This window comes from Pseudomonas sp. HMSC065H01 (assembly GCF_001815235.1).
In the GTDB taxonomy this organism is placed as follows: domain Bacteria; phylum Pseudomonadota; class Gammaproteobacteria; order Pseudomonadales; family Pseudomonadaceae; genus Pseudomonas; species Pseudomonas aeruginosa.
Genome location: NZ_KV819937.1, coordinates 470,737 through 486,989, shown reverse-complemented (window position 1 = coordinate 486,989; position 16,253 = coordinate 470,737). Strand labels below are relative to the sequence as shown.

At 68.2% G+C, this 16,253-nt stretch carries 17 protein-coding genes; 15 read left to right on the top strand and 2 right to left on the bottom strand.

Annotation, left to right across the window (positions count from 1 at the left end):
* Positions 1–147 precede the first annotated feature (147 nt).
* The 13 genes from HMPREF3014_RS31710 to HMPREF3014_RS31650 all read left to right on the top strand — a co-directional run bounded on the left by HMPREF3014_RS31710 (position 148) and on the right by HMPREF3014_RS31650 (position 12,721).
* Positions 148–741 (top strand): MarC family protein, encoded by a 594-nt coding sequence (locus HMPREF3014_RS31710; protein WP_003095417.1) that lies wholly within the window; start codon positions 148–150, stop codon positions 739–741.
* Between the two features lie 424 nt (positions 742–1,165).
* Entirely contained in the window at positions 1,166–2,431 is a 1,266-nt protein-coding gene (gene urtA / locus HMPREF3014_RS31705) for an urea ABC transporter substrate-binding protein (protein ID WP_003105144.1), read from the top strand.
* Positions 2,432–2,577: 146 nt separating this feature from the next.
* Positions 2,578–4,167 carry an urea ABC transporter permease subunit UrtB gene (urtB, locus tag HMPREF3014_RS31700; RefSeq protein ID WP_003105141.1) on the top strand — a complete coding sequence of 530 codons (1,590 nt, stop codon included), beginning with the start codon at positions 2,578–2,580 and terminating at the stop codon, positions 4,165–4,167.
* Complete coding sequence (urtC, locus tag HMPREF3014_RS31695; RefSeq protein ID WP_003105139.1) at positions 4,164–5,243, top strand: urea ABC transporter permease subunit UrtC; 1,080 nt, start codon at positions 4,164–4,166, stop codon at positions 5,241–5,243. The genes urtB and urtC overlap by 4 nt, the downstream gene beginning before the upstream one ends.
* Positions 5,240–6,097, top strand: a complete 858-nt coding sequence (gene urtD / locus HMPREF3014_RS31690; protein WP_003105136.1) for an urea ABC transporter ATP-binding protein UrtD — start codon at positions 5,240–5,242, stop codon at positions 6,095–6,097. The genes urtC and urtD overlap by 4 nt, the downstream gene beginning before the upstream one ends.
* A gap of 136 nt (positions 6,098–6,233) precedes the next feature.
* Positions 6,234–6,932 (top strand): urea ABC transporter ATP-binding subunit UrtE, encoded by a 699-nt coding sequence (urtE, locus tag HMPREF3014_RS31685; protein ID WP_003112317.1) that lies wholly within the window; start codon positions 6,234–6,236, stop codon positions 6,930–6,932.
* A gap of 83 nt (positions 6,933–7,015) precedes the next feature.
* Positions 7,016–7,468, top strand: coding sequence for a GNAT family N-acetyltransferase (locus tag HMPREF3014_RS31680; protein ID WP_003121119.1), 453 nt, complete (start codon positions 7,016–7,018; stop codon positions 7,466–7,468).
* Between the two features lie 8 nt (positions 7,469–7,476).
* On the top strand, positions 7,477–8,319 hold the full coding sequence (locus tag HMPREF3014_RS31675; RefSeq protein WP_003116109.1) for an urease accessory protein UreD: 843 nt from the start codon (positions 7,477–7,479) through the stop codon (positions 8,317–8,319).
* 1 nt (position 8,320) lies between these two features.
* Positions 8,321–8,623, top strand: coding sequence for an urease subunit gamma (locus HMPREF3014_RS31670; protein WP_023087851.1), 303 nt, complete (start codon positions 8,321–8,323; stop codon positions 8,621–8,623).
* Positions 8,624–8,631: 8 nt separating this feature from the next.
* Positions 8,632–9,150 (top strand): L-methionine sulfoximine N-acetyltransferase, encoded by a 519-nt coding sequence (locus HMPREF3014_RS31665; RefSeq protein ID WP_003121122.1) that lies wholly within the window; start codon positions 8,632–8,634, stop codon positions 9,148–9,150.
* Between the two features lie 16 nt (positions 9,151–9,166).
* Positions 9,167–9,472 carry an urease subunit beta gene (locus HMPREF3014_RS31660; protein WP_003095450.1) on the top strand — a complete coding sequence of 102 codons (306 nt, stop codon included), beginning with the start codon at positions 9,167–9,169 and terminating at the stop codon, positions 9,470–9,472.
* Positions 9,473–9,534: 62 nt separating this feature from the next.
* Entirely contained in the window at positions 9,535–11,235 is a 1,701-nt protein-coding gene (ureC, locus tag HMPREF3014_RS31655; protein ID WP_003099392.1) for an urease subunit alpha, read from the top strand.
* Between the two features lie 118 nt (positions 11,236–11,353).
* A complete protein-coding gene (locus HMPREF3014_RS31650) occupies positions 11,354–12,721 on the top strand; it encodes a hypothetical protein (RefSeq protein WP_023087852.1) in 1,368 nt (455 codons plus the stop codon).
* 9 nt (positions 12,722–12,730) lie between these two features.
* Here the strand turns inward: HMPREF3014_RS31650 and HMPREF3014_RS31645 are convergent, their stop codons facing one another.
* Positions 12,731–12,997, bottom strand: coding sequence for a DksA/TraR family C4-type zinc finger protein (locus HMPREF3014_RS31645; protein ID WP_003099395.1), 267 nt, complete (start codon positions 12,995–12,997; stop codon positions 12,731–12,733).
* Between the two features lie 125 nt (positions 12,998–13,122).
* Between HMPREF3014_RS31645 and HMPREF3014_RS31640 the strand changes: the two genes are divergently transcribed.
* A complete protein-coding gene (locus HMPREF3014_RS31640) occupies positions 13,123–13,737 on the top strand; it encodes a hypothetical protein (RefSeq protein ID WP_003121124.1) in 615 nt (204 codons plus the stop codon).
* A 91-nt stretch (positions 13,738–13,828) separates the two neighbouring features.
* Here HMPREF3014_RS31640 and HMPREF3014_RS31635 read toward each other — a convergent pair whose 3' ends face one another.
* Positions 13,829–14,692, bottom strand: coding sequence for an isocitrate lyase/PEP mutase family protein (locus tag HMPREF3014_RS31635; protein ID WP_019681409.1), 864 nt, complete (start codon positions 14,690–14,692; stop codon positions 13,829–13,831).
* A gap of 207 nt (positions 14,693–14,899) precedes the next feature.
* Here HMPREF3014_RS31635 and HMPREF3014_RS31630 point away from each other — a divergent pair, with 207 nt between their 5' ends.
* Positions 14,900–16,165 carry an Hsp70 family protein gene (locus HMPREF3014_RS31630; RefSeq protein ID WP_003099398.1) on the top strand — a complete coding sequence of 422 codons (1,266 nt, stop codon included), beginning with the start codon at positions 14,900–14,902 and terminating at the stop codon, positions 16,163–16,165.
* Positions 16,166–16,253: the final 88 nt, after the last annotated feature.

Below are 16,253 nucleotides of genomic sequence, written 5' to 3'. Positions count from 1 at the left end.
AGGGCGCATAACGCCAACGGCGTTATCCGCCGACATCCGGCCTCGTTGTCACATGCCACGCGAACCGGCATATTGCCAACCCGCCGGACATCGCACCGGCCCGTCGCACGCTATGCTCATGCCCACACCCGGACCGGAAGCGCCTCCATGCATTTGCTGTTCAGCGTCTACCTGAAGATGCTGGTGCTCTATAGCCCCTTCTTCGTGCTGTCCTGCTTCATCAGCCTCAGCCGCGGCTTCGGCCCGCGCGACCGCAAGCGCATGGCCTGGCGGGTGGCCCTGGCGGCGCTGATCGCCAGCGTCGCGCTGTACCTGTTCGGCCGCTACATCTTCATCCTCTTCGGTATCACCGCCGACGCCTTCCGCATCGGCGCCGGCAGCGTGCTGTTCATCTCCGCGCTGGGCATGGCCCAGGGTCGCGCGGCGGTGCAGAGCGACAACGTGCAGCAGGACGTGACCATCGTCCCGCTGACCATTCCTCTCACCGTCGGCCCCGGCACCATCGGCGCGCTGCTGGTGATGGGCGTCGGCCAGGGCTGGGAGGCCAAGCTGATCTCCCTGGTGGCGATCTTCCTCGCCTGCCTGACCCTCGGCACCACGCTCTATCTTTCCGACCGCATCGAACGCCTGCTTGGCGACCAGGGGCTACAGATCGTCAGTCGCCTGATGGGCCTGTTCGTCTGCGCACTGGCGGCGCAGATCATCGTCACCGGCCTGAAGGGTTCGCTGTTCCCAGGCTGAGCGCACCAGCCTGAGGCGAACGCCCTGGATGCCGCGCCCTGACGCACCGCGGTGGTGCCAGGACGGAGCGACGGCGTACCCATGGACGCGCCGCCGGCGGCAAGGAGGGAGGTCAGCGCGACGCCTCCCCTTCCGGAGCCCACGGCGCCTTCTCCGTCGATATCCGGCGAAAACCCGTTGAAAACGCAGCCTTCCCCGGCATAGCCAGACCTGCTCGGCATGCTTCCCCGGCGACTCGCGGCGCCTTTTCGCCGACCGATACCGGCCAGCGCCAAGAAGAGGCACAGCCTTTGCTCTGGAGCCTCGACGAAGAGATCCAGGCCGCAGTGCGCACCCCGCCGTCCACCGGACGGATGCCCGACGACAAGCACGACGCCTCCTGAAAACTGCCGCCCCGACCGCTGGTGAATGGAGAACAACACCAATGAAACGTCGCAGTCTGCTCAAGGCCTTCACGCTGTCCGCGTCCATCGCTTCCATGGGCCTGTCCTGGTCCATCCAGGCCGCCGAAACCATCAAGGTCGGCATCCTCCACTCGCTGTCCGGGACCATGGCGATCTCCGAGACCTCGCTGAAGGACATGGCCCTGATGACCATCGACGAGATCAACGCCAAGGGCGGGGTCAACGGCAGGAAGCTGGAGGCGGTGGTGGTCGATCCCGCGTCGAACTGGCCGCTGTTCGCGGAAAAGGCCCGCCAGTTGCTGACCCAGGACAAGGTCGCGGTGGTCTTCGGTTGCTGGACCTCGGTGTCGCGCAAATCGGTGTTGCCGGTGTTCGAGGAACTCAACGGATTGCTGTTCTACCCGGTCCAGTACGAGGGCGAGGAACTCTCGCCGAACGTCTTCTATACCGGCGCGGCGCCGAACCAGCAGGCGATCCCGGCGGTGGAGTACCTGATGAGCGAGGACGGCGGCGGCGCCAGGCGCTTCTTCCTGCTCGGCACCGACTATGTCTACCCGCGCACCACCAACAAGATCCTGCGCGCCTTCCTGCACAGCAAGGGCGTGGACGACAAGGACATCCAGGAGGTCTACACGCCGTTCGGCCACAGCGACTACCAGACCATCGTCGCCGACATCAAGAAGTTCGCCGCAGGCGGCAAGACCGCGGTGGTCTCCACCGTCAATGGCGACTCCAACGTGCCCTTCTACAAGGAACTGGCCAACCAGGGCCTGGAAGCCACCGAGGTACCGGTGGTGGCCTTCTCCGTAGGCGAGGAAGAACTGCGCGGCATCGACACCAAGCCGCTGGTCGGCAACCTCGCGGCATGGAACTACTTCGAGTCGGTGAGCAATCCGGTCAACGAGAAGTTCGTCGCCGACTGGAAAGCCTACGCCAAGGCAAAGAACCTGCCGAACTACGGCACCGCGGTGACCAACGACCCCATGGAAGCCACCTACGTCGGCATCCACATGTGGGCGCAGGCCGTGGAAAAGGCCGGCAGCACCGAGGTCGACAAGGTTCGCGAGGCGATGGCCGGGCAAAGCTTCAAGGCGCCATCCGGCTACACGCTGGTCATGGACAAGAGCAACCACCACCTGCACAAGCCGGTGATGATCGGCGAGATCCAGGACGACGGCCAGTTCGAAGTGGTCTGGAAGACCCCCGAGCCGCTTCGCGCGCAACCCTGGAGCCCGTTCATCCCGGGCAACGAGAAGAAGCCGGAGCATGCGCTGAAGAGCAACTGAGTTCTGCCGTGAAGAACCCTGCCCCCCTGACCAGGCGTTCCCCTGAACGGAACGGGAACGCCCCGGTCGCGCGCCTAACGGCCCCCTCGTCCTTCAGGGAGAGGGCGGGGGACCGGCCATACCGCACGTCGCCCAGGAACCCCAGCATGCCCCTTGCCCTCCTCACCCGCCCGCTCCATGCCTGTGTCCTGGTCCTGGCCGCCCTTCTCGCGGTGACGGCCTACGCCGGACCGGCGCAGGACTTCGCCGCTGCCGACAACGGCGGTCGCGCCCACCTGCTCGAACACTGGGCGGCGACGCCCGACGCCGATCGCCTGGCCTTTCTCGAAGCGCTGCGCCACAACCGCATTGCGCTGGACAGCCGCCAGCAGCCATTCATCCTCGGCGCCGACCAGCGTTTCCAGGCCGCCGAAGGCGACGCCCTGCCGGACGGCGAGCCGAAGCCGCTGCGCCTGAACAATCGCCTGCGCGGCCTGCTCAACACCGCCCTGGCCAGCCACCAGTTGGTGGCCAACGAAGTGCCGCTGCGGCAGGCCGCCGCGCAGCAGTTGCAGAAAACCGCCAAGGCCGCGCAACGGCCGCTGCTCGAAGCGCGCCTGCGGATCGAGAGCGACGCTGGCGTGAAGGAAGCCCTCGGCCTGGCCCTGGCCAACCTGCAACTCGGCGATCCCGACCCGGCGCTACGCCTTTCCGCCGTGCGCCTGCTCGGCGAGTCCGGCGATCCGCTGGCGCGAACCCGCCTGGAGAACCTGCTCGACCCGGCGGTGGAACCGGAGGAAGGCGTGCGCATCGCCGCCGCCACCAGCCTGGCCCAGGTCAAGCGCCGGCTGCTGGTCGGCGACCTGCTCGGCCAGGCCTTCAGTGGCCTGTCGCTGGGCTCGATCCTGCTGCTCGCGGCGCTCGGCCTGGCGATCACCTACGGCCTGCTCGGGGTGATCAACATGGCCCACGGCGAAATGCTCATGCTCGGCGCCTACTCCACCTACGTGGTGCAACTGCTGTTCCAGCGCCTGGCGCCGGAATGGCTGGCGCTCTACCCGTTGCTGGCGCTACCGGTGGCGTTCTGCGTCAGCGCCGCCATCGGCATGGCCCTGGAGCGCACGGTGATCCGCCATCTCTACGGCCGGCCGCTGGAAACCCTGCTCGCCACCTGGGGCATCAGCCTGGTGCTGATCCAACTGGTGCGGATGCTGTTCGGCGCGCAGAACGTCGAGGTAGCCAACCCGGCCTGGCTGTCCGGCGGCATCCAGGTGCTGCCGAACCTGGTGCTGCCGTGGAACCGCATCGTCATCATCGGCTTCGCCCTGTTCGTGCTGCTCCTCACCTGGCTGCTGCTGAACCGCACGCGGCTCGGCCTGAACGTCCGCGCGGTGACCCAGAACCGCAACATGGCGGCCTGCTGCGGGGTGCCCACAGGGCGCGTGGACATGCTCGCCTTCGGTCTCGGCTCGGGCATCGCCGGGCTCGGCGGGGTAGCCCTGTCGCAGGTCGGCAACGTCGGCCCGGACCTCGGCCAGGGCTACATCATCGACTCCTTCCTGGTGGTGGTACTCGGCGGCGTCGGCCAGCTCGCCGGCAGCGTCCTCGCCGCCTTCGGCCTCGGCGTGGCGAACAAGATCCTCGAACCGCAGATCGGCGCGGTGCTGGGCAAGATCCTGATCCTCGCGCTGATCGTCCTGTTCATCCAGAAACGCCCGCAGGGACTGTTCGCCCTGAAAGGGAGGGTCATCGATTGAACCAGCCACTCACCGTCACCCTCGCCCGCCGGGCCGGCGGCCGCGTCACCGCTATCGCGCTCGGCGCAGCCTTCGCCACGCTGCTGGCCATGCCGCTGCTGCACCTGCTGCCGGCGGACAGCGCGCTGCACCTCTCGGCCTACAGCCTGACCCTGACCGGCAAGATCCTCTGCTACGCCATCGTCGCCCTCGCCCTCGACCTGGTCTGGGGCTACGCCGGCCTGCTGTCCCTCGGCCACGGGCTGTTCTTCGCCCTCGGCGGCTACGCCATGGGCATGTACCTGATGCGCCAGGCCTCCGGCGACAGCCTGCCGGCGTTCATGACCTTCCTTTCCTGGAACGAACTGCCCTGGTACTGGGCCGGCACCCAGCACTTCCTCTGGGCGCTGTGCCTGGTGGTGCTGGTGCCCGGCGCGCTGGCCTTCGCCTTCGGCTACTTCGCCTTCCGCTCGCGGATCCGCGGCGTGTACTTCTCGATCATGACCCAGGCCCTGACCTTCGCCGGCATGCTGCTGTTCTTCCGTAACGAGACCGGTTTCGGCGGCAACAACGGCTTCACCGACTTCCGCAGCATCCTCGGCTTCCCGATCACCGCGCCGGGCACCCGCGCCGCCCTGTTCCTCGCCACCGTCGCGCTGCTCGCGGCCAGCCTGCTGCTCGGCTGGCGCCTGGCGCGAAGCAAGTTCGGCCGGGTCCTCACCGCGCTGCGCGACGCCGAGAACCGCCTGATGTTCTGCGGCTACGACCCGCGCGGCTACAAACTCTTCGTCTGGACCCTGAGCGCGGTGCTCTGCGGCCTCGCCGGCGCGCTGTTCGTGCCGCAGGTGGGGATCATCAACCCCAGCGAGATGTCGCCGACCAACTCCATCGAGGCCGCCGTCTGGGTCGCCCTCGGCGGACGCGGCACCCTGCTCGGCCCGCTGCTCGGCGCCGGCGTGGTGAACGGCGCGAAGAGCTGGTTCACCGTGGCCTTCCCGGAATACTGGCTGTTCTTCCTCGGCGCGCTGTTCATCGTCGTCACCCTGTACCTGCCGCGCGGCCTGCTCGGCCTGCTGCGCAAGGAGAAGGAGCAATGAGGACCACCCCGCACCTGATGCTCGAACCGGCCTTCCACCCCGGCCTCGATACCGCCGGCAGCGGCCGCGACGCCATCGGCCTGGGCGCCGCCACCAGCGGCCGGCTGGACGCGCGCCACGGCACCATCCTCAGCCTGGAAGACATCAACGTCAGCTTCGACGGCTTCAAGGCCCTGCGCGACCTGACCCTGTACATCGGCGTCGGCGAATTGCGCTGCATCATCGGCCCCAACGGCGCCGGCAAGACCACCCTGATGGACGTGATCACCGGCAAGACCCGCCCGCAGAGCGGTACCGCGTATTTCGGCGACACCCTCGACCTGACCCGCATGAGCGAGGTGCAGATCGCCCAGGCCGGGATCGGCCGCAAGTTCCAGAAGCCCACGGTGTTCGAGGCCCTGAGCGTGTTCGAGAACCTCGAACTGGCGCAGAGGGCCGACAAGTCGGTGTGGGCCAGCCTGCGCGCGCGGCTCGACGGCACGCAGAGGGAACGCATCGAGGAGGTGCTCGCCACCATCCGCCTGCTGGAGTCGCGGCAGCGTCCGGCGGGTTTGCTGTCCCACGGCCAGAAGCAGTTCCTCGAGATCGGCATGCTGCTGGTGCAGGAACCGCAGTTGCTGCTGCTCGACGAGCCGGTGGCGGGCATGACCGATGCCGAGACCGAATTCACCGCCGAGCTGTTCAAGTCCCTGGCGCGCAAGCACTCGCTGATGGTGGTGGAGCACGACATGGGTTTCGTCGGCAGCATCGCCGACCATGTCACCGTGCTGCACCAGGGCCACGTGCTGGCCGAAGGCTCGCTGGCGGAGGTACAGGCCGACGAACAGGTGATCGAGGTCTACCTCGGTCGCTGACGCCAGCCATCCGCTCGGCGGGTAGCGCCTGCCAAGTGGCGCCCGTCGCGTAGGGCGAATGACCGCTCGCGGTTATCCGCCGAGCCAGGTTGGGAATCGCAGTGAAGAACCATCACGGGACAAATGGAAGAGAACCATGCTGCAAGTCGACAAGCTCCACCAGTACTACGGCGGTAGCCATATCCTCCGTGGCCTGAGCTTCGAGGCGAAGGTGGGCGAGGTGACCTGCCTGCTCGGTCGCAACGGGGTGGGCAAGACCACCCTGCTGCGCTGCCTGATGGGCCTGGTCCCGGCCCGCGAGGGCCAGGTCGCCTGGGAAGGCCGCTCGCTCACCGGACTCAGGCCGCACCAGCGGGTCCGCGCCGGGATCGCCTACGTGCCGCAGGGACGGGAAATCTTCCCCCGGCTGACGGTGGAAGAGAACCTGCTGATGGGACTGTCCCGTTTCAGCGCCAGGGACGCCCGGGCGGTGCCGGACTTCATCTACGAGCTGTTCCCGGTCCTGCGCGAAATGAAACAGCGCCGCGGCGGCGACCTCTCCGGCGGCCAGCAGCAGCAACTGGCGATCGGCCGCGCCCTGGCCAGCCAGCCGCGACTGCTGATCCTCGACGAACCCACGGAAGGCATCCAGCCTTCGGTGATCAAGGAGATCGGCGCGGTCGTCCGCAGCCTGGCGGCGCGCGGCGACATGGCGATCCTGCTGGTCGAGCAGTTCTACGACTTCGCCGCCGAACTGGCCGACCAATACCTGGTGATGGCGCGCGGCGAGATCGTCCAGCAGGGCCGCGGCCGCGACATGGAGAGCGAGGGCGTGCGCGGGCTGGTGGCGATTTGAACGGACTGGGACACACTGCCGCTGGCGCAACCGGGGCCTGCGCTGGCAATCTCTATGCCCTCGTCTTTCCGCAGGAGGTCGAAATGACCGTCACTCTGCGCCCGGCCGTCCAGGCCGACGCGGGCTTCGCCGCGCTCTGCGTCGCCGCCGCCTATGCCCCGTGGATCGCGGTGATCGGCCGCAAGCCCTGGCCGATGACCCAGGACTACCACGAGGTGATCGCCAGCGACCGGGTCCTCATCGCCGAGCACGACGGCCAGCCGGTCGGCCTGCTGGTGACGCGGGAAACCGCCGACGGCTTCCTCGTCGACAACCTCGCCGTGCTTCCCGAATGCAAGGGCCAGGGCATCGGCCGACAACTGCTGGAGCGTGCCGAGCGCGACGCAACGAGCCTCGGCTACCGCTCGCTGTACCTCTACACCAATGAGCGGATGACGGAAAACATCGAGCTCTACGCCAGGGTCGGCTACCTCGAATACGAACGCCGCCAGGAAGAGGGATTCCGCCGCGTGTTCATGCGCAAGGCCCTGGCCTGACCCGACCGATGACCGCCGCCCTCCCCGACCTGAGCTTCCACCCCGCCTGGCACGCCCAACTGGAGCTGGCCTACGCCCGCGCCGGCGACGCCACCCGCCCGGTGACGCGGCGCCACGCCGGACCGCTGCGGGTGCAGAAGCACCTCTACGCCGAAGGCCCGGAAGTCTGCCAGCACATCCTCGTGCATCCGCCCGGCGGCATCGCCGGCGGCGACAGCCTGGCCTTCGACGTGCGCCTCGGCGAACGCGCCTGGGCCCAGCTCACCAGCCCCGGCGCAGCCAAGTGGTACCGCGCCGCCTGCCCGTCGCGGCAGACCCTGGAGATCCACCTGGAGCCCGGCGCCACCCTGGAATGGCTGCCGCAGGAAAGCATCGTCTTCGCCGGCGCCCAGGCCGAACTGGAAACCCGTATCCAGCTGCGCGGCGACGCCCGCCTGTTCTACTGGGACATGGTCGCGCTCGGCCGCCCGGCCAGCGGCGAGCGCTTCGCCAGCGGCCACTTCGTCGCGGCCCTGGACATCCGTCGCGACGACCGCCTGCTCTGGCACGAGCGCCAGCGCATCGACGGCGGCGACCGCCTGCTCGACTCGCCGATCGGCCTCGCCGGGCATCCGGTGCTGGCGACCCTGGTCGCCAGCGGCGAGATCGACACCGACCTGCTGCAACGCTGCCGCGCGCTCCCCTGCGCCGGCCGCGGCAACCTCAGCCAGTTGCCCGGCGGCCTGCTGGTGGCGCGCTGCCTGGCCGACGAGGCGCTGCACGCGCGAGCCTGGCTGATCGAACTCTGGCGCCTGCTGCGGCCGGCGCTGCTCGGCCGCGAGGCCGTTCCCCCACGCATCTGGAGTACCTGAGATGGACTTGTCCCCCCACGAGAAAGACAAGCTGCTGATCTTCACCGCCGGCCTGCTCGCCGAGCGCCGGCTGGCACGCGGTCTCAAGCTGAACTACCCGGAGGCGGTGGCGCTGATCTCCGCCGCCCTGCTGGAGGGCGCGCGCGACGGCCGCAGCGTCGCCGAGCTGATGCACTACGGCACCACCCTGCTGAACCGCGAGCAGGTGATGGAGGGCGTGCCGGAGATGATCCCGGACATCCAGGTGGAGGCCACCTTCCCCGACGGCACCAAGCTGGTGACCGTCCACCAGCCCATCGCCTGAGGCCGGCCATGAGCGCTTCGATCCGCGACGCCGGCGTCGCCGACCTGCCCGGCATCCTCGCCATCTACAACGACGCCGTGGGCAATACCACGGCGATCTGGAACGAAACCCCGGTGGACCTGGCCAACCGCCAGGCCTGGTTCGACACCCGCGCCCGCCAGGGCCACCCGATCCTGGTGGCGAGCGACGCCGCCGGCGAAGTGCTCGGCTACGCCTCCTACGGCGACTGGCGACCCTTCGAGGGCTTCCGCGGCACCGTCGAGCACTCCGTCTACGTGCGCGACGACCAGCGCGGCAAAGGCCTCGGCGTGCAACTGCTGCAGGCGCTGATCGAACGTGCGCGGGCCCAGGGCCTGCACGTCATGGTGGCCGCCATCGAAAGCGGCAATGCCGCCTCGATCGGCCTGCACCGGCGCCTCGGCTTCGAGATCAGCGGGCAGATGCCGCAGGTGGGCCAGAAGTTCGGCCGCTGGCTCGACCTGACCTTCATGCAACTGAACCTCGACCCGACGCGCAGCGCGCCCTGAGCCCCAAGGAGCCCCCATGATCCCCGGTGAATACGACATCCAGCCCGGCGATATCGAACTCAACGCCGGCCGCCGCACCCTCGCCCTGAGCGTGGCGAACACCGGCGACCGGCCGATCCAGGTCGGCTCGCACTACCACTTCTTCGAGGTCAACGACGCCCTCGCCTTCGACCGTCCGGCCACCCGTGGCATGCGCCTGAACATCGCCGCCGGCACCGCGGTGCGCTTCGAACCGGGGCAGAGCCGCGAGGTGGAGCTGGTGGAAATCGGCGGCGGACGGCGGGTATACGGCTTTGCCGGGCGGGTGATGGGGGACCTCTAGGGCCCCACTGGCCAGGTTCGACCAAAGACAGCGAACACCGACGATCGCCAAAGGAGCGTTCGATGAAAATCAGCAGACAAGCCTACGCCGACATGTTCGGCCCCACCGTCGGCGACCGCGTGCGCCTGGCCGACACCGACCTGTGGATCGAGGTGGAACGGGACTTCACCGTCTATGGCGAGGAAGTGAAGTTCGGCGGCGGCAAGGTCATCCGCGACGGCATGGGCCAGAGCCAGCTGGGCGCGGCGCAGGTGGTCGACACGGTGATCACCAATGCGCTGATCCTCGACCACTGGGGCGTGGTCAAGGCCGACGTCGGTCTCAAGGACGGGCGCATCCAGGCCATCGGCAAGGCCGGCAACCCGGACATCCAGCCCGGGGTGAACATCGCCATCGGCGCCGGCACCGAGGTGATCGCCGGCGAGGGCATGATCCTCACCGCCGGCGGCATCGACACGCACATCCACTTCATCTGCCCGCAGCAGATCGAAGAGGCGCTGATGAGCGGGGTCACCACCATGATCGGCGGCGGCACCGGCCCCGCCGCCGGGACCAACGCCACCACCTGCACCTCCGGTCCCTGGCACATGGCGCGGATGCTCCAGGCCGCCGACGCCTTCCCGATGAACATCGGCTTCACCGGCAAGGGCAACGCCAGCCTGCCGCTGCCGCTGGAGGAGCAGGTGCTCGCCGGCGCCATCGGCCTGAAGCTGCACGAGGACTGGGGCAGCACCCCGGCGGCGATCGACAACTGCCTGGAGGTCGCCGAGCGCCACGACATCCAGGTGGCGATCCACACCGACACCCTCAACGAATCCGGCTTCGTCGAGACCACCCTCGGCGCCTTCAAGGGCCGCACCATCCACACCTACCACACCGAGGGCGCCGGTGGCGGCCACGCACCGGACATCATCAAGGCCTGCGGCTTCGCCAACGTGCTGCCCAGCTCGACCAACCCGACACGGCCGTTCACCCGCAATACCATCGACGAGCACCTGGACATGCTGATGGTCTGCCACCACCTCGACCCGGCCATCGCCGAGGACGTGGCCTTCGCCGAGTCGCGCATCCGCCGCGAGACCATCGCCGCCGAGGACATCCTCCACGACCTCGGCGCGTTCAGCATGATCAGCTCCGACAGCCAGGCCATGGGCCGGGTCGGCGAAGTGATCACGCGCACCTGGCAGACCGCCGACAAGATGAAGCGCCAGCGCGGCCGCCTCGACGGCGACGGTGCGCGCAACGACAACTTCCGCGCCAGGCGCTACATCGCCAAGTACACCATCAACCCGGCGATCACCCACGGCATCAGCCATGAAGTGGGCTCCGTCGAAGCCGGCAAGTGGGCCGACCTGGTGCTCTGGCGCCCGGCCTTCTTCGGCGTCAAGCCGAGCCTGATCCTCAAGGGCGGTGCCATCGCCGCCAGCCTGATGGGCGACATCAACGGCTCGATCCCCACGCCGCAGCCGGTGCACTACCGACCGATGTTCGCCAGCTACGCCGGCAGCCGTCACGCGACCAGCCTGACCTTCGTCAGCCAGGCCGCCTTCGCCGCCGGCGTACCGCAGCAGCTCGGCCTGCGCAAGGCCATCGGCGTGGTCAGCGGCTGTCGCGGTGTGCAGAAGACCGACCTGATCCACAACGGCTACCTGCCGACCATCGAGGTCGACGCACAGAACTACCAGGTACGCGCCGACGGCCAGTTGCTCTGGTGCGAACCGGCGGACGTGCTGCCGATGGCGCAGCGCTATTTCCTGTTCTGATTCCCACGCGACGGGTCCCGGCGCCACGCCGGGACGTCGACCGCTCCGTTCGGACAGCTTGGCTTGTCGGCGCTAGCGGCGACAATGGCGCCTACCCGTAGCCGCCGGCAGTCCGTCCATGTCCTCCCGCCAATCGTCCCGCAACGCTTCCACCCCGTATCTGGCCAAGGCCTTCCAGGCAACGGCCATCGTCGTGGTGAGCTACTTCCTCTACTGGACCTACCAGCTCTACCAGTACGGCGAGATTCCCATCAGCAAGAAGGACGTGATGCTGCGCCAAGCCATCCTCGCGCGCTTTCCGGCGGACTACGAGGTGGAGATCAAGGGCGCCGACCTGCTCGGCTTCGGCGAGAAATTCCTGGTCGCCTACGGCAATCGGCGCTTCGTCGGCAAGGCCTTCGCCATGGACGACCAGGTCATCGAGCGCCTGGAGCGGAACCAGGGACGGACCAACCTGCCGCTGGTGAAGGTGTTCTACATCGCCGAACCCGGCCTCCTCTCCTCGCTGCTCAACCTTTCCCCGTTCCTGGATATCCAGAAGAACATGGTCGAGCTGAGCCTCCGGGAATACCGGAAGATCCAGTTGGTCCCCTTCGATCCGGACGCGAAGCGGAAACCGCGCGAGCAGTTCGAAACCGATTATGCCTTCCCCCAGCTGTTCAGCCTCAGCCAACTGGAAGTCGCCGACTACGACGGCGACGGCCGCGACGAACTGCGCCTGGGCTACCTGTCCTACGCCGGCGGTTCGGGAGGGACGCGCTGGTCGGTGATCTACGACCTGAAGGACGGCGCGCTGACCGCCCATTCCGGCTATCCGGAAATGCTCGACATCGACGTCGCCCGGTTCATCCAGGCGGTCAACCTGTACGCCGGCCTCGACGGCACCCTGCCACGCGACCAGCGTCAGCTGGAAGACGTGGTCGGCCGAGGCAGCGAGCGCTTCGCGCTGACCGCCGCGGAGCGCCAGGCACTGGTCGCCGACCCGCCGCAGCGGGACGACTACGCCAGGGTCCTGATGAGCCTTTCGCCGCGCTCGCCCTACGCCCCCGATCGCTTCATCGACCTCGGCGACGGCAGCCGACTGAGCCTGGCCCCGCGCCATACCGACGATTACTCGACCTTCCTCGACATCGGCGGGAAGAAAATCTTCGTCGAAGCCTTCTACGTCGACGACGACGCCTGCCACTGGTGCGAGCATCGCTGGCGAGTGATGGCTTTCCATTACGACGACGGTCGCTGGATCTCGGACCGCACCATCAACGGCGACGGCTTCAACGGGCAATGGCTGCGCAACGCGGAGCCGCTGGGCCTCAACGACGTTTTCGGTACCTACCGCGACCAGGGCCCGGCGGGCCTGGCCTGGTCCTTCATCGACCCGCGCTGGACCGCCTCCAGCCAGCATGACATGGACGATCCGCTGGGCGTGGGAATGCGCACCCTGTCGCCGGTGGAGCAATGGGTGAAGGAACGCTATCGGGAAAACTGAGGCAGGCCTTCAGCGCAACTGGCTGTCCTTGCTGCCGCGGCGGTTGTAGCCGCTGAACTTCGCCTGTTCCCTGTCGTGCTCGGCCTGGCAGTTGACGCACAGGCGCACGCCGGGAATCGCTCGGCGCCGCGCTTCGGGGATAGTCGCGTCGCACTCTTCGCAATGGGTCAGGCTCTCGCCACGAGGCAACTGGCTGCGCGCACGAGCGATGGCATCCTCGATCGTGCTGTCGATCTGTTCCTGCACCGCACCGTCGTTCGCCCACCCGCTGGCCATGACTGACTCCTCTGGCTGAAACCCTGGAACCTCCAGATATGGGCGTTCGCCCGCGGCTTTGCAAGGGCGGCGCGACCATCGGCCTGGCGTGGCACAATCGCCAGCCAAGCCTGGAGGTACACCGCATGATGGGACCGTTCCGCCGCCTCGCCCACCTGATCGACCAGGGCCGCCAGCTCGACGCCGCGCTCGCCGGCGATCCGTTCGCTCTGCCGGCGCCGGAGGACCGCTATAGCGTCCGGCAACTGCACGGCCTGTATCCGCGCCGTCATCCCGGTCTCTACGCACCGCTGCTCGGCAGCCTGGCGCTGCTGCTCGGTGCCGCGCCGCTGGGTCTTGCCGCGCTGCGCCTGGCATTGCCGGAGGCTCCTTTGCGGCCGCTGGGCTGGCTCTCCGCCCTGCCGCTGCTGGCGGCCTGGCTGTGGCTGATCGCCCTGCTCTCCCGTGGCGCCAGCCTCGGCCCGCGCCTGGCCCGCGACGCCAGCCTGCTGCTGGTCGCCACCGGGCTCCTGCTGCGCCTGGCCAGCGGCGAGACGTCGGGCCTGGTGGCGCTCGGCGGCGGCGCCTGTGCCTGGCTGCTGTTCAACAGCCGGGCGATGCAACGCTACATGGAACTGGTCTACGCCCAGCGCCTGTACCGCGCCCAGTCGGCCAACCGCCCCGGTTCGGCGCAGCGGCGCCTGGCCAACCAGGCCGCCTACCGCGAACGCAAGCGACGCGAGCGCTCCGGGCGATCCTGAGCCAGACTGTCGCCCTGCGACCTTCTGCGCATTGGCGGGCGTCGCCGACCTGCAGGCGCGGCAGCGCAACATGAGCCTGGCCTGAAATCGCCTACTCTTTGACTTCCATGTAGTCGCGGGCCCAGGCCTGGTATTCCTCGGGGAAGGTGTACTTCTTCGACAGCTCCGAGGCGGTCAGGTCCGAGGCCACCGCACCGCGCTCCTCGCGCAGGCAGTCGTAGGTCGCCTTGATCGCGGCGAAATAGGCGGCGTGGCCGTTGACCACGACACGCACGCCGAGCCGCGCCAGGCGGGCGTCGTCGCGCAGTTGCGGATTACCGTAGGTGACCAGCATCAGCGGGATGTGCAGGTGCTCGGCGATCGCCTCGAGGTGGGCGAAGTCGCGCACGCCGACCAGGCAGATACCATCGGCGCCGGCTTCCTGGTAGGCCAGGGTGCGCTGGATCACCGCATCGACGTCGATCAGTTCGGCGTTGGTCCGGGCAATGATGGTCAACGCCGGGTCGACCCTCGCCTCCAGGGCCGCGCGGATCTTGCCGACGCCTTCCTCGACGCAGATCAGGTCGGTGGACTTGCGCCCGAACTGCGCCGGCAGCAGGGTGTCCTCGATGGTCAGCGCGGCGATTCCGGCGCGCTCCAGTTCGACCACCGTACGCATCACGTTCAGCGCGTTGCCGTAGCCGTGGTCGGCGTCGGCGATCACCGGCAGGCGCGCCACCCGGCCGATGCGGGCGGCCTGCTCGACGAATTCGCTGAGGGTGATCAGGGCGAAGTCCGGCGCCGCCAGGACCTGCAGGGAAGCCACCGAACCGCCGAGGATGCCGCACTCGAAGCCGAGGTCGGCGGCGATACGCGCCGACATGGGATCGAACACGGAAGCGGTGTGGTAGCAACGGGAGGAGTCCAACAGCGCGCGAAACATCGCACGCAACTCATGGTGTGAGGCTCTATGCATGGCGAAATCCAGGACAACACGGCAAGACGGAGTGGGAAAGCAGCGCCAACATAGCACCATGCGCAGGCCCCTTGGCAAATCCGTATACAAAGGTCGGGGCGGCCCGCACGGACGTCCCAGGACGCTTCCTGCCGATCGCCGGCGGTGAAATCTACGACGCTCTCGCATACACTGCGCGGCCGTTTTTTTCCCGGACCGTTTCGCGCCATGAACCCGAGCACCGCCGCCCGCGCCCTGGGCATCGATTTTGGCACCTCCAACTCCACCGTCGGCTGGTGGCGGCCGGAGGTCGAACCGCTGATCGAGCTGGAGGACGGCAAGATCACCCTGCCCTCGGTGGTGTTCTTCAACGTCGAGGAGCGCCGCCCGGTCTACGGCCGCCAGGCGCTCGGCGAGTACCTGGAGGGCTACGAGGGCCGGCTGATGCGCTCGCTGAAGAGCCTGCTGGGCTCCAAGCTGCTGAAGAGCGAGACCACCGTGCTCGGCAGCGCCCTACCGTTCAAGGACCTGCTCGGCCTGTTCATCGGCCAGCTCAAGGCGCGCGGCGAGGCCGCCGCCGGGCAAGCCTTCGACGCGGTGGTGCTGGGTCGCCCGGTGTTCTTCGTCGACGACGACCCGGAGGCCGACCGCGAGGCCCAGGACACCCTGGTGCAGGTGGCCAACAAGCTCGGCTTCAAGGAGGTTTCCTTCCAGTACGAACCGATCGCCGCGGCCTTCGACTACGAGCGCTGCATCCAGCGCGAGGAACTGGTCCTGATCGTCGACATCGGCGGCGGCACCTCGGACTTCTCCCTGGTGCGCCTGGCGCCGGAGCGGCGCAACCTGGCCGAGCGGCAGGACGACATCCTGGCCACCGGCGGCGTACACATCGGCGGTACCGACTTCGACAAGCAGCTCAGCCTGGAAGGCGTGATGCCGCTGTTCGGCTACGGCAGCCGGATGAAGAGCGACGCCTTCATGCCCACCAGCTACCACCTGAACCTGGCCACCTGGCACACCATCAACGCGGTGTACGCGCAGAAGTCGCAATTGGCGCTGAAGAACATGCGCTACGACATCGTCGACAGCACCGGCATCGACCGCCTCTTCAGGCTCATCGAGGAACGCGCCGGGCACTGGCTGGCGATGCAGGTGGAAGACAGCAAGATCCGCCTGACCGAAACCGAGCGCCTGCACCTCTCGCTGGAGCGCATCGAGGCCGGGCTCGGCGTGGAGCTGACCCGTGGGCTGTTCGAGAACGCCGTCGACGGACTGCTGGAGCGCGTGCGCAACAGCGTCGCGCAACTGCTGGCCTCGGCCGGGGTCGACCCGGACCGGGTCGACACGGTGTTCTTCACCGGCGGTTCGAGCGGCATTCCGGCGCTGCGCCGGAGCGTCTCGGCGATGCTGCCCAACGCCCGTCATGTCGAGGGCAACCTGTTCGGCAGCATCGGCAGCGGCCTGGCCATCGAGGCGAAGAAGCGCTACGGCTGAGCCGCCCTGGCCGCGCCCCTGCCCTATAGGGGGATAAGGTCACACCGGGCCCGCCATGGCGGATAACCGCGAGCGGTTATTCGCCCTA

Excerpts from the sequence above, each read along its gene's own strand:
- HMPREF3014_RS31665 (WP_003121122.1), top strand. The coding sequence starts at position 8,632 with ATGAGCGCTTCGATCCGCGACGCCGGCGTCGCCGACCTGCCCGGCATC.
- HMPREF3014_RS31630 (WP_003099398.1), top strand. The coding sequence starts at position 14,900 with ATGAACCCGAGCACCGCCGCCCGCGCCCTGGGCATCGATTTTGGCACC.
- HMPREF3014_RS31660 (WP_003095450.1), top strand. The coding sequence starts at position 9,167 with ATGATCCCCGGTGAATACGACATCCAGCCCGGCGATATCGAACTCAAC.
- urtD (WP_003105136.1), top strand. The coding sequence starts at position 5,240 with ATGAGGACCACCCCGCACCTGATGCTCGAACCGGCCTTCCACCCCGGC.
- urtA (WP_003105144.1), top strand. The coding sequence starts at position 1,166 with ATGAAACGTCGCAGTCTGCTCAAGGCCTTCACGCTGTCCGCGTCCATC.
- HMPREF3014_RS31645 (WP_003099395.1), bottom strand. The coding sequence starts at position 12,997 with ATGGCCAGCGGGTGGGCGAACGACGGTGCGGTGCAGGAACAGATCGAC.
- urtB (WP_003105141.1), top strand. The coding sequence starts at position 2,578 with ATGCCCCTTGCCCTCCTCACCCGCCCGCTCCATGCCTGTGTCCTGGTC.
- HMPREF3014_RS31635 (WP_019681409.1), bottom strand. The coding sequence starts at position 14,692 with ATGCATAGAGCCTCACACCATGAGTTGCGTGCGATGTTTCGCGCGCTG.
- HMPREF3014_RS31675 (WP_003116109.1), top strand. The coding sequence starts at position 7,477 with ATGACCGCCGCCCTCCCCGACCTGAGCTTCCACCCCGCCTGGCACGCC.
- HMPREF3014_RS31710 (WP_003095417.1), top strand. The coding sequence starts at position 148 with ATGCATTTGCTGTTCAGCGTCTACCTGAAGATGCTGGTGCTCTATAGC.
- urtE (WP_003112317.1), top strand. The coding sequence starts at position 6,234 with ATGCTGCAAGTCGACAAGCTCCACCAGTACTACGGCGGTAGCCATATC.
- ureC (WP_003099392.1), top strand. The coding sequence starts at position 9,535 with ATGAAAATCAGCAGACAAGCCTACGCCGACATGTTCGGCCCCACCGTC.
- HMPREF3014_RS31680 (WP_003121119.1), top strand. The coding sequence starts at position 7,016 with ATGACCGTCACTCTGCGCCCGGCCGTCCAGGCCGACGCGGGCTTCGCC.
- HMPREF3014_RS31640 (WP_003121124.1), top strand. The coding sequence starts at position 13,123 with ATGATGGGACCGTTCCGCCGCCTCGCCCACCTGATCGACCAGGGCCGC.
- HMPREF3014_RS31670 (WP_023087851.1), top strand. The coding sequence starts at position 8,321 with ATGGACTTGTCCCCCCACGAGAAAGACAAGCTGCTGATCTTCACCGCC.
- HMPREF3014_RS31650 (WP_023087852.1), top strand. The coding sequence starts at position 11,354 with ATGTCCTCCCGCCAATCGTCCCGCAACGCTTCCACCCCGTATCTGGCC.